Source organism: Microseira sp. BLCC-F43 (genome assembly GCF_041929235.1).
In the GTDB taxonomy this organism is placed as follows: domain Bacteria; phylum Cyanobacteriota; class Cyanobacteriia; order Cyanobacteriales; family Aerosakkonemataceae; genus Microseira.
This window is the reverse complement of record NZ_JBHFNP010000002.1, coordinates 114,748-127,047: the sequence shown is the minus strand read 5'-3', so window position 1 is coordinate 127,047 and position 12,300 is coordinate 114,748. Positions and strand designations below refer to the sequence as shown.

General features: G+C 45.2%; 13 protein-coding genes. 8 read left to right on the top strand and 5 right to left on the bottom strand.

Annotated elements, in window-relative coordinates; translation table 11 throughout:
* Nucleotides 1–71: 71 nt before the first annotated feature.
* Nucleotides 72–491 (top strand): peptidylprolyl isomerase, encoded by a 420-nt coding sequence (locus ACE1CM_RS00675; protein ID WP_374875475.1) that lies wholly within the window; start codon nt 72–74, stop codon nt 489–491.
* 185 nt (nt 492–676) lie between these two features.
* On the opposite strand, the gene ACE1CM_RS00670 is transcribed toward ACE1CM_RS00675, so the two are convergent.
* Complete coding sequence (locus tag ACE1CM_RS00670; protein ID WP_374875474.1) at nt 677–2,149, bottom strand: aldehyde dehydrogenase family protein; 1,473 nt, start codon at nt 2,147–2,149, stop codon at nt 677–679.
* A 773-nt stretch (nt 2,150–2,922) separates the two neighbouring features.
* Between ACE1CM_RS00670 and ACE1CM_RS00665 the strand changes: the two genes are divergently transcribed.
* The 6 genes from ACE1CM_RS00665 to ACE1CM_RS00640 all read left to right on the top strand — a co-directional run bounded on the left by ACE1CM_RS00665 (nt 2,923) and on the right by ACE1CM_RS00640 (nt 7,094).
* Nucleotides 2,923–4,239 (top strand): glutamate-5-semialdehyde dehydrogenase, encoded by a 1,317-nt coding sequence (locus ACE1CM_RS00665; RefSeq protein ID WP_374875473.1) that lies wholly within the window; start codon nt 2,923–2,925, stop codon nt 4,237–4,239.
* A 212-nt stretch (nt 4,240–4,451) separates the two neighbouring features.
* Entirely contained in the window at nt 4,452–4,814 is a 363-nt protein-coding gene (folB, locus tag ACE1CM_RS00660) for a dihydroneopterin aldolase (protein ID WP_374875514.1), read from the top strand.
* A 21-nt stretch (nt 4,815–4,835) separates the two neighbouring features.
* Nucleotides 4,836–5,828, top strand: a complete 993-nt coding sequence (locus tag ACE1CM_RS00655) for a patatin-like phospholipase family protein (RefSeq protein ID WP_374875472.1) — start codon at nt 4,836–4,838, stop codon at nt 5,826–5,828.
* Nucleotides 5,829–5,940: 112 nt separating this feature from the next.
* Complete coding sequence (locus ACE1CM_RS00650; protein ID WP_374875471.1) at nt 5,941–6,168, top strand: hypothetical protein; 228 nt, start codon at nt 5,941–5,943, stop codon at nt 6,166–6,168.
* Nucleotides 6,169–6,249: 81 nt separating this feature from the next.
* Complete coding sequence (locus tag ACE1CM_RS00645) at nt 6,250–6,486, top strand: hypothetical protein (RefSeq protein ID WP_374875470.1); 237 nt, start codon at nt 6,250–6,252, stop codon at nt 6,484–6,486.
* 11 nt (nt 6,487–6,497) lie between these two features.
* A complete protein-coding gene (locus ACE1CM_RS00640) occupies nt 6,498–7,094 on the top strand; it encodes a Uma2 family endonuclease (protein ID WP_374875469.1) in 597 nt (198 codons plus the stop codon).
* 159 nt (nt 7,095–7,253) lie between these two features.
* Here the strand turns inward: ACE1CM_RS00640 and ACE1CM_RS00635 are convergent, their stop codons facing one another.
* The 3 genes from ACE1CM_RS00635 to ACE1CM_RS00625 are packed head-to-tail and all read right to left on the bottom strand — an operon-like array spanning nt 7,254 to nt 8,324.
* On the bottom strand, nt 7,254–7,646 hold the full coding sequence (locus tag ACE1CM_RS00635; RefSeq protein WP_374875468.1) for a hypothetical protein: 393 nt from the start codon (nt 7,644–7,646) through the stop codon (nt 7,254–7,256).
* Nucleotides 7,647–7,650: 4 nt separating this feature from the next.
* Nucleotides 7,651–7,983: a DUF5615 family PIN-like protein gene (locus ACE1CM_RS00630; RefSeq protein WP_374875513.1), complete on the bottom strand. Its 333-nt coding sequence runs from the start codon at nt 7,981–7,983 to the stop codon at nt 7,651–7,653.
* Between the two features lie 26 nt (nt 7,984–8,009).
* Nucleotides 8,010–8,324, bottom strand: a complete 315-nt coding sequence (locus ACE1CM_RS00625; RefSeq protein WP_374875467.1) for a DUF433 domain-containing protein — start codon at nt 8,322–8,324, stop codon at nt 8,010–8,012.
* Nucleotides 8,325–8,918: 594 nt separating this feature from the next.
* Here ACE1CM_RS00625 and ACE1CM_RS00620 point away from each other — a divergent pair.
* Nucleotides 8,919–11,042 carry a CHAT domain-containing protein gene (locus ACE1CM_RS00620; protein ID WP_374875466.1) on the top strand — a complete coding sequence of 708 codons (2,124 nt, stop codon included), beginning with the start codon at nt 8,919–8,921 and terminating at the stop codon, nt 11,040–11,042.
* 370 nt (nt 11,043–11,412) lie between these two features.
* Here the strand turns inward: ACE1CM_RS00620 and ACE1CM_RS00615 are convergent, their stop codons facing one another.
* Entirely contained in the window at nt 11,413–12,291 is an 879-nt protein-coding gene (locus tag ACE1CM_RS00615) for an alpha/beta fold hydrolase (protein WP_374875465.1), read from the bottom strand.
* Nucleotides 12,292–12,300: the final 9 nt, after the last annotated feature.

Below are 12,300 nucleotides of genomic sequence, written 5' to 3'. Positions count from 1 at the left end.
GTTAGGATCTTGGCTATTACCAGCCACAAAAACTGTCAATCATTCAATTTTTATTAAGGACAGGAGAAATCATGACCCGCGCTATAATGGAAACCGAAAAAGGCACGATCCACTTGGAATTGTTCGATAAGGATGCTCCTAATACTGTGAAAAATTTTGTAGACCTGGCTGAAAAGGGTTTTTACGATGGACTTAATTTTCACCGGGTCATCTCTAACTTTATGATTCAAGGTGGGTGTCCTTTGGGGACTGGAACGGGCGGTCCTGGCTACAAAATCAAATGTGAAATTAACCCCAACAAACATCTAGCGGGAACTTTGTCAATGGCACATGCTGGTCGGGATACAGGTGGGAGTCAATTCTTTATTTGTCACTCTCCCCAACCCCATTTAGATGGACAGCATACCACTTTTGGCAAAACTGAGGATATGGATGTAGTCAACGCTATCCGCCAAGGTGATAAGATTCTTTCGGTCAAGATTGAGCGGTAATGGCTAATTGCTAATTGCTAATTGGTAATTGCTAATTGCTAATTGGTAATTGGTAATTGGATTTATTGGTTGTAGGGGTGGGTTTAACTTGCATATCTCGTGGTTCCACACAATGGTTGGTAAAACCCGCCCCAAAAGATTGACAATTAGCCATTAGCCATTAGCCATTAGCAATTAGCCATTAACTACAATTTGATGGTTACGGTCTTAACTTCGGTGTATTGTTGCAATCCATATTCGCCTAATTCGCGACCGATTCCAGATTGTTTGAAACCGCCGAAGGGTGCGGCTGCATCGAAGACATCGTAGCAGTTTACCCAGACTGTACCAGCGCGGACGCTGTTGGCGATCGTGTGTGCTTTGCTAATATCTTTCGTCCAGACTGCGGCGGCGAGTCCGTACATGGTTTTATTGGCTCGTTCGATGACTTCGTTGATATCTTTAAACTTGATAATGCTCATCACCGGGCCAAATATTTCTTCTTGGGCTATCTTCATATCATCCCGAACATCGGCGAAAACTGTCGGTTGGATAAAGTATCCTCGATTGCCAATTTGAGAACCACCGCACAACATTTGCGCGCCTTCTCGCATTCCGGACTCGATATAACTCATGACTTTATTAAATTGTTCTTGGTCTACTTGCGGCCCTTGTTCTGTTTTATCCTCAAAGGGATCTCCGACAATTCGATCTTTGGCACGTTGGACGCTTCTTTCGACAAATTCATCGTAGCAAGATTCTTCCACAAATAAGCGGGATCCGGCGCAGCAGCACTGGCCTTGGTTGAAGAATAACCCATTGTGCGCGCCTGCGATCGCCGCGTTCATATCCGCATCGGCAAATACAATATTTGGACTCTTCCCGCCTAATTCCAAAGTCACCCGTTTTAGGTTACTTTTTGCCGCAGCTTCCATAATTAAATGTCCCACTTCTGTCGATCCGGTAAATGCTACCTTATCGATATCCATGTGGTGGGAAATCGCCGCCCCTGCCGTCGGGCCGTAACCGGATAAAATATTAACGACACCGGGAGGGAACCCCGCTTCGATAATTAATTCCCCAATTCGCAACGCCGACAGCGGTGTTTGTTCGGCAGTTTTTAACACTACGGTGTTTCCCGTTGCTAACGCGGGGGCTAATTTCCACGCTTGCATTAATAACGGGAAATTCCAAGGAATAATTTGCCCGACAACGCCTACAGGTTCGTGTCGCGTGTAGCAGAAGTAAGGTCCATTAATCGGAATTGTTTTGCCTTGGATTTTATCTGCCCAACCGGCATAATAGCGGTAACAAGCGATAACTAATGCTAAATCTGCATTCAGGGAATCGTTTAACGGTTTGCCGTTATCTAGGGTTTCCAAACTCGCTAATTCTTCGATATTCTGTTCGATTAAGTCAGCGAGTTTATAAAGTAATTCGCCCCGCTGCGTTGCCGACATTTTAGACCATTCTCCGCTGGTAAATGCTGCCCTTGCGGCTTTAACAGCTTTATCCACATCCGCAGCATCCGCTTCTGCAACTTCGCAAATGACTTCCCCCGTCGCGGGGTTGAGCGTCGGAAATCTCTTCCCAGAGACGCTGTTTACCCATTCGTTATTAATTAATAGCTGAGTCGGGCCGATCTTAACCTTTTGGTCTGGTCTGGTGGCAGTGACCATAACTTTACTCCGTCCACTAAATTAACTTTTTTTTAAACCGATCATTAGCTTGACGCCTACAGACAGTTAATCGCGAGGGTCTTTAGATTTTTTTTTTATTTGCTTTAAGCAATTTAACAATCTTTCCCTTGGCTGGCGGCTTTTGTTTGCCAAGCGAATATTCGTCGATTGATCAACCCGGTAATATCATGTCCAGTAGCAACGGTTGTGTAACTGCTAATAGCTAATTGCTAATGGTTGTTTTGGAGGCAATTGACAAGCTAGCAATTAGCTATTAGCCATTAGCCATCCATACACTACCGATACCTAAGGACATGATATAACTCATGGGAAACCGGGTTTCTGCTTTCGGTAGTCCTATGCGACCGCTGCCTCTCGAGGCTACAGTACGCAGGATGGCTGGTGTTTGCTTCTCATGCTGCGGAAGATTAGCGAAATTGTCATCTACCTTTGGTGAGAGAAAGGCGGGGGCGTCGGTGTTATCCCTACCTGGCAGTGGGGTAAAGCATACTACGGCTGCCGCGAGTAAAGCAAGGGTGATTCTGGGCTATTTTAGCAAACGGAACAGCATGTGAAAAATCCCTTGTATTGAAAGCTTTAAAGCGGTTTATTGCACGATTAATAATTTAAGTGGCGCCAAAGAATAAGTAAAGTTACGGAGGATACTAACAATCCCACGTGCTTGACTCAACGAGTTAGACGCGACCGATTGAACAGGAGTAGGACAATTAAGGATAAGCTGGAAAGTAGTACAATCTGCCAAACCTTAAGCCATGACCGCTTCGCAGATAGCTTCCCGTTCTTTAACTTCGATCGCGCAAGAAACTCGCGCTTCAGCACAGCGTTTGGCAATTTTGTCAACTGAGTCGAAAAATGCTGCTCTTGTGGCGATCGCTCTCTCCCTAGAATCCGCCGCAGCTGATATACTGGCAGCGAACGCGGCAGACTGCGAGGCGGCGATCGCTAATAACATCCCCAAACCCCTAATCGCGCGGCTGAAATTAGACGAGAATAAACTAGCAGCTGGGATCGCGGGTGTGCGCGATGTGGGACGCTTAAGCGATCCGGTAGGTGAAGTGGAAATTCACCGCGAACTCGATGAAGGACTTAAATTGAAGCGCATCACCTGTCCCTTGGGGGTTTTGGGCGTGATTTTTGAAGCACGTCCCGATGCGGTGATGCAAATAACCAGTTTGGCAATAAAATCGGGCAACGGCGTTATTCTCAAATGCGGACAAGAAGCAGTACAAACTTGCGTTGCTTTAGTAAAGGCAATTCATCAAGGATTGGCATCAACAGAAGTACCAAGCGCTGCGGTGCAATTGTTAACGACTAGAGAAGAAACTCTCGAACTGTTAAAACTGGATCGCTATGTGGATTTGATTATTCCCAGAGGTTCCAATTCCTTCGTCCGCTACGTACAAGAAAATACCCGCATTCCGGTTTTAGGACATGCGGATGGGATTTGTCATTTATATATAGATGCAGCAGCAGATATTCCCAAAGCAGTCGATATTGCAGTTGATTCTAAAACCCAATACCCTGCCGCTTGCAATGCAATTGAAACTTTATTAGTCCATCGCGCTATTGCGCCAGATTTCTTGCCTTTGGTTGCCGCTGCATTAGAAAATCGTCACGTAGAATTGCGGGGAGATGACCGCAGTAGGGAAATTTTACATCAGATTCAACCCGCGACGGAAACAGACTGGACAACCGAATATTGCGATTTGGTGTTAGCGATTAAAATAGTCGATTCCACAGCAGAAGCAATCGCTCACATCAACACCTACGGTTCGCGTCACACTGATGCCATTATCACCGAAGATGCGGATGCTGCGGCTAGCTTTTTTGCCAATGTCGATTCTGCCGGAGTTTATCATAACTGTTCCACCCGTTTTGCCGATGGTTTCCGCTACGGTTTTGGCGCCGAAGTCGGAATTAGCACCCAAAAAATGCCCCCACGCGGTCCCGTTGGTCTCGAAGGACTGGTAACCTACAAATATCAGGTAATTGGTAACGGTCATATCGTCGCCACTTACACCGGCACCAACGCCAAACCTTTTACGCACAAAGATTTGGGTAATTGGTAATGGGTAATTGGTAATTGGTAATGGGTAATAATTTTTAGTTAATTAAAGTTTGTCTGACTGTGACTAATGACTTGTAACGGCTATTCGCCATCGCTGTTATAGAGTAGGTCAAAATTAAATATTTGAATAGCCCCTCCCAATCACCAATTACCAATTACCAATTACCCATTACCAATGACCAATTACCAATTACCAATTACCAATTACCAACTATGGATTGTATTTACCTGTCGAACATTCGCTGCTACGGCTACACGGGTTTTTTACCAGAAGAGCAAATCCTCGGACAGTGGTTTGAAGTCGATGTGACTTTATGGCTAGATTTGTCCGAGGCGGGAAAAACCGACGCCCTAGAACATACTTTGGATTATCGCAATGCGATCGCTACCGTGCAACAATTGGTGCAGGTGACTAAATATGCTTTAGTAGAAAAATTGGCAGAAACGATCGCTACCAGCTTGCTGGAACTTCAGCGAGTCGAGCAAGTTAAAGTTAAAGTCAGTAAACTCGCACCCCCCATCCCCGACTTTAGCGGTAAAATCGCCGTGGAGATCACCAGAATCAAACAGCCGTAATCGTAAGGGAAGAGATAAACAATGCCTTTTCGGATTTTGAGTTTAGACGGCGGCGGTATTCGGGGCGTAATTTCGGCAGCGATTTTGTCGGAAGTAGAAAAAATGGTCGATTCTCCTTTAAATCAATACTTCGACTTAATTGCCGGAACTTCCACCGGGTCTATTTTAGCCGCCGCGATCGCCAAAGGATTAAACAGCGAAAATATTCTTCAACTCTACAGAAATAAAGGCAAAAGAATCTTCCCCTATACCAGCATTTTTTCATTAGAACGACTGAAAGTGATAATGCAATATGGAGTTTCAGCCCCGAAATTTTCAGATCGAGGGTTGATTGCAGTTCTCCAAGAGGAGTTTGGTGAGACAAAACTATCGGAAATTGATAAATCGCCCCGACTTTTAATTACAGCTTACGATACAATTGAACGCCAATTCATCGCGTTCAAAAGCTGGAGAAAATTCGACTCTTGGGCGAACATTCCTGTATGGGAAGCCTGCGTTTGTTCGGCTTCAGCCCCGACTTTTTTTCCAGCGCACAAACTAACTGTTGAATTAGAAAAAGGGTCAAAAACCTACGTTGTTATTGATGGGGGAATTGCAGCAAATAATCCTACGGCATGTGCGGTGGCAGAAGCGCTTTATTTAGGACATTTTATCAAAGATATCAGCGTTCTTTCTATTGGAACGGGAATGCCAAAGCTAAAACCTCAAGAACAAACAAAATGGGCGAGGGCGAGTGGCTGGGGTGTGTTTCAATGGATATGGGAAGGACGTTTAATTAGAGTCTTATTAGACGCCTCTGCTAACGTGAACGACTATATAACCACCCAAGTTATGAATCCACCAGAACTAGAGGGGAGAGGGAGTCCGCCTTACCTGCGCCTGCAACCAGAAATTGTGCGCGATCGCATCGACGACGCCAGTCAGGAAAATATCTATAGATTAGCGAGAATTGGGCAAGAATTTATTGAAGGGAAAAGAGATGCGATCGGCAGATTTTTGGAAAAAAGCCAATGATTAGAATCTCTCCGAAAAATCTGATTGTAGGAAACCATACCCGATGAATTATTTTATGTTAAATCGATGCCCTAAAAACCCTAATGCAGCGCCTTGAAACAGGAGGGATATTATGAAAGCTAACGTTTCCGATGTAAAGGTGCTGAAGCATCTGCAACCTGACGCTGTAGAGGCATACCTACAGGCAACTGGATGGGAAATGAAAAACCGCATTACCGATAAAGTTTCTATTTGGAAAAGAGACACATTCGCAGAAGATAGATTAAAAATACAAGTTCCTTTAGACATGGAATTTGACGATTATCCTTGGCGAATATCCGAATTATTGAATCTCTTATAAAAAGCAGAAAACCGATCTCAAATAGACATTATTAGCGAACTAATTACCAAGGCTCCCAATATTACCGTTCAGGGAGTTGTGATGCAAATTAAAACTCCTAATCCTGACAAACGCGGAGAAATTACACTGCTTGGCGTGGTAGTCGATCGGCTGCGGAAAATTGACATCGAACTGGTAGAACGAGACTATATCATAGCAATCAAAGCTTATCAAGAGCGGTGTCCCATCATTTGTACGGGAGACTTAATCAAAGACAACAAGACTTTTATGCTCAAAAATCCCCGCAAATTTAACATAGATAAAACATGGCAAAATTAACTAAAGATCCCATGGAACCTCCAGAGAACGCAGCTAAGGATCCACTAGAATGTAAATTAGTCACGCTGCGAGGCATCAACTGGGAGCAGTTTAAAGTTATAGAATCACAGTTGGAAGATAAACGGGAAATCAAACTTTCCTACTTAGCTGGAGTAATGGAAATTATGTCGCCAATCGGCAAGACCCACGAGTATATCAAAAGCACCCTTGGATTGCTGCTAGAAGCTTACATGCGCTCAAAAAACATCAGGTTTTATAAGCGCGGCGGCTTTACTTTAGAAGAACTTGGGTATGCTTATGGTACGCCCGATGAATCTTACTGTATTGGCAACGATAAAGAAATTCCCGATATCGCAATTGAAATTATCGTGACCAGCGGCACGATTGACCGGCGAGAGTTATACGAACCCACAAAAGTACCAGAAGTTTGGTTTTGGAAAATCGACCAACTGCGAGTTTTCCATTTGCAGGAGTCGGGAGAATATGAAGAAGTCTCCCACAGCCAGTTTTTCCCCGATTTAGATTTAGATTTACTGGTGAAATACATGGGATATCTCGATCAGTACGATGCCGTAAACGAATTTGTGCAAGTTATCCGCAACGATTGAGCAAAATCAGTCTGCTTCGTCGTGATTAGACTCGCCGACTAGTTCAACAGTTGACAGTTGACAGTTGACAGTTGACAGTTGACAGTTACCTCTCCCTCAAGCTTATAGGATTGCGAACCAGGGAAATTAATTTTTCCTTTCCCCCTTAAAGGGGGGGCTTTAAACCCATTTTTTCTGGTAAAAAGACTCGTCCACGAGGTAAAAAGACTCGCCAATGTGTTTGCGAGACTCGCTAACGAGGTCAAAAGACTCGCCGATGAGTTTGCGAGACTCGCACACGAGATCAAAATACTCATTGACGAGTCTGGGAGACTCGCCCACGAGGTCAAAACACTCGCCGATGAGTCTGGGAGACTCGCTAACAACGCAAAAAGACTCGCCGATGAGTCTGGGAGACTCGCCAACAACGCAAAAAGACTCGCCGATGAGTCTGGGAGACTCGCTAACGAGACAAAATACTTGGTGCGTGAAAGTCGGGGAATGATGGGAGAATTGCGATCGCGCAAAACAACTATACTTTGTACTACAAGGGAGCGATCGATCGATTCTCAACAGATTAAATGGGAAGTCGGCGCAATCGGTAACGATTATCCTGAACGGTTAAAATTGCGCCTGTTGTCAAATCTTGACTGCATTCTGATAAAACCTCAAGCAGCCTCGACGCTACAAAAGACGGCGTTGTATTCTGCAATCGAAAAATTATAACGCTTGGCACAATATCAGCACTAGCAGCTAATAAATCTCCAAAGTCCAAATCAAAGGTTAAAACGATACGTTCCTCAAGTCTTGCTTTGAGAACAATTTCAGCATCGGGGAGACGTTGTAAACCTTGTTCGCGCAGGTGAACTGCATCATATCCATTCTGGCGGAGAGTTTGTATAACAGTCATAGAAACACCCATATCAGCCAGAAACTTCATGCTGCACTCCCAGTGAAAGGACGGATTTCTTCACTGGCTAGAAACGCTGCATACAAGAGCGATTGGCGGATGTCTTCTGCTTCTAAATCTGGATACTCCTGCAAAATTTCCTCAACACTCATCCCGTTGGCGACCAAACTCAGTACGAGAGAAACAGTAATTCGCATTCCTCGAATGCAGGCGCGTCCTCCCATGATTTCCCGATCGAAAGTAATGCGATCGAACATAAATATTTTGTCCCGATTTGTGTAAATATTAGACTCAAATAAATGATAACTGCCTGGGGAGGCGATCGCACGGTAGCATCTCAACGCCAGCTTTGTTGGGTTGAACGCCGTCGTTGCGTAGGGACTAAGGCTAAAGAGATGCTTCGGACAAACGGATAACGTTAATCGTGCCGTGTCCCGGCTGATGATGATTGTCTTGATTTGCCGTCGTTGCGTAGGGACTAAGGCTAAAGAGATGTTTCGGACAAACGGATAACGTTAATCGTGCCGTGTCCCGGCTGATGATGATTGTCTTGATTTGCCGTCGTTGCGTAGGGACTAAGGCTAAAGAGATGCTTCGGACAAACGGATAACGTTAATCGTGCCGTGTCCCGGCTTGTGTAAATATTACAGCGGATTGCAGCCGTTAATGGTACACCTTCGTTTGTGTAGCGGCACCCTTACGGGTGCCGCTACACAAACGAAGCCTCTTGGCTGTACGTCACTCAGTTGCAATCTTGTGTAAATGGTAAACCTGTTGTGGGCGATCGCATTCCCAAAACACTCGCCGTATTACCATAACCTCAACACAGCTTGATTCCTACCCAGTACGCCCGGTTATTGCATACCTTCTGCGCGCCCAGAGATATATATATTTGAACCAGGTATCTGCTAACCCGTTATTGGAGGACTCGCCCGATGCATCGTGGCATTTACCACCTCAGCATTGTGACTGCAACCCTGCTGTTTTCCTTGATTTGTCCGGTACAACCCACAACGAACAACTTGGGAATAAAAAACGCTCTCGCACAAGCACAGAACGGTCAGTCATCCCCAGCTTCATCCTTACAAGACCGAAAAGCAGAGACAACTCGGCTTTTACAACAAGGTCAACAGCAGTTTCGCCAAAGTCAGTTTAGAGAAGCCCTCCAAACATTTCAACAAGCGCTGGTAATAGCCCGCGAAATTGGTGACAAGACTCTCACTGCCATTGCACTCAACAACATTGGGGCAGTTTACTACTATCTAAGCCAGTATCCCAAAGCGTTGGAATTCTACCAGCAAGCTTTAGCGATTCGCAGAGAAGCAGGCGACAAAGCGGGGGAAGGGAAGACTCTCAACAATATTGGGTCAGTTTACGACAATCTAAGCCAGTATCCCAAAGCGTTGGAATTCTACCAGCAAGCTTTAGCGATTCGCAGAGAAGCAGGCGACAAGGCGGGGGAAGGCACGACCCTCAACAACATGGGTTTCTTACTAGCCAAACAGAACCAGCCAGAATTAGCGATCGTTTTCTACAAGCAATCGGTCAATGTGAGAGAAACAATTCGGCAAGATTTACGAGTCCTACCACGGGAACAACAGGAATCCTATACAAAAACCGTTGCAGATACTTATCGCGCTTTAGCCGATTTATTAATAGCCCAAGGGCGAATTTTAGAAGCCCAACAAGTCTTAGAACTCCTAAAAATCCAAGAATTACGCGACTACACCCGCAATGCCAGGGCGGGGGGTCAAACTTCCGGCATTGCCTTAAATCCCACCGAAGAACAGATTATTAAAACCTATGGCAGCTTGATAGCATTTAGACGGCAGGTAGATGAGTGCAAGCAAACCCGGTGCAGCCAATTAAGCCAACTCAACGAACAGCTACAAGCAGTGACCCAGCAGTATAATCAGACCGTGCAGGCATTGAAAAAGCCGATAAGCGATCGCCTAGCCCAAGACCGCGCTTTCCTCAATCCCGAAACCCTTGCCGGTCGCAAAGCCAAAGAAATAGTCGAATCTCAACCCGGTACGGTACTAATTTATCCCTTTGTCCTGGATGACAAAATCTGGTTGCTGTGGGCATCGCAAGGAGGCATAATCAAAAGCGTCGAAGTTCCAGTCACTCGGCGTCAACTAGGGGAAGCAGTCTTAGAATTTCGCCAAGTCGTGCAAGATGCTAATTCAGGAATTGACGAAGTAGAGGCAGCCGGGAAAAAACTTTACGACTGGCTAATTAAACCCCTCGAATCCGAATTAAAAGCGAATAAAGTTCAAAACTTAGTCTTTTCATTAGACCGAGTAACGCGCTACATACCGATGGGCGCTTTGTTCGATGGCGAACGATATTTGATTGAAAATTATAGCGTTTCCACAGTCCTATCAGCCGACCTGACAGATTTGCGCGATCGCCTCCCCCCCGGCACGCAAAACACCCGCGTTCTAGCATTAGGATTATCCAATGCCGTTGCTGGCTTTAATTCCCTCCCCAACGTACCAGCAGAATTAGATGCGATCGTCCGAAAACAACCGGGCGATACCAAAGGAATATATCCCGGTACAGAGTTCCTCAACAATGCCTTTGACTTTCCCACATTGCGCGATAACTTATTAGGAAAAAAGATATTACACATCGCCACCCACGGAGATTTCGTCCGAGGACGCCCAGAAGATTCGTTTCTTTTATTAGGCACGGGTGAAAAGCTAACCATTCCCCAAATTGAAACATTGCAAGATTTAAGCGACATTCATTTAGTCGTCTTATCCGCTTGCGAAACAGCACTAGGAGGCCCCGACGCCGATGGTTTAGAAATAGCAGGCATTAGCTATTATTTTATCAATCGGGGAGCGAAAGCAGTAATGGCATCTCTATGGCAAGTAAGCGATGCAAGTACCAGTCTGCTAATGCAAAATTTATCCAGCAATTTAGCGAATGGGAATATAACAAAAACCGCAGCATTGCGACAAGCACAACTCAGTTTACTGCAAGGCAATCGGTCGCAATTTACTCATCCCTACTACTGGTCAGCATTTATTTTAATTGGCAATGGACTGTAAGCAGTGGACAGTGGACAGTGGACAGTGGACAGTTATATTGTGTTAGGTTCCATCGGAATTGTACGGTTAATGGCATTGTAGGGGCGGGTTTTACGAGACACATTTGATACCAAGCGAATTGTGTCGATAAACCCGCCCCGCGCGCGATGCCCATACAAGCAAACATAATATGATTTGATAGATTTTATAGGATATCCGTTGAATTTCCCATAATAAAAAAACCTCACCCCATCGTTGCGTAGGGACTAAGGCTAAAGAGATGTTTCGGACAAACATATAACGTTAATCATGCCGTGTCCCGGCAGCCGATTATGGGTAATCGACCGGACATGATATTACCTTTCAACTGTCAACTGTCAACTGTCAACTGTCAACTGTCAACTGTCAACTGTTGAATTAGCCATTCCCGCATATACTGAATGACCACTTGCGGCTGTTCCTGCTGCACCCAGTGACTGCAATTAGGAATATATTTAATTTGGAAATCCTGCACAAAATTTTCTGTCCCGTAAGTGAGTTCCTTACCCAATGCCATATCTTTTTCCCCCCAAATCATCAAAGTAGGAACGTCGAGAACGCCCCAAGAGCGATTTAAGAGTCCATGCTGAAAAACATTGCGGTAATAGTTCAACATTGCAGTCATTGCCCCGCGTTTTGCCGCCGCATCTTTGTAGGCGTTAATATCAGCTTCGGTGAAAGCGTTTTTGTCAACAGCCATACCTTTGAAAGCAGTTTCAATTGCCGCGTAATCGTTCAACTGTATTTGCCATTCGGGTATAAAAGGCAGTTGAAAGAAGAATATGTACGAACTGCGAAGCAACTGTTGGGGCGTAGTTAACCCAGCAGCAAACTTAGCCGGGTGGGGGATATTCAGCACGATTAAGCGTTCTACCATTTCGGGATGGGCGTAGGCGAAACACCATGCGATCGCACCCCCCCAATCATGTCCCACTAACACGCAACTAGAGTATCCCAATCCTTTAATCACACCCTCAATATCTTTGATAAACTCATCCATCACATACGCCGATTTTGCCGCTGGTTTATCGCTATCGTTATAACCGCGCAAATCGAGGGCGACGACCTTATAATCTTGAGCAAACTCCGGGATTAAATGCCGCCAAGAATACCAAAATTCCGGAAAACCATGCAACATCAGCATTAACGGCCCTTCTCCCTCGGTTACGTAATGCAATTTGATGCCATTGGTATAGATGTAATTTTCTTGCCTGGTAGCTGCTTGGATCATAATTTGGGT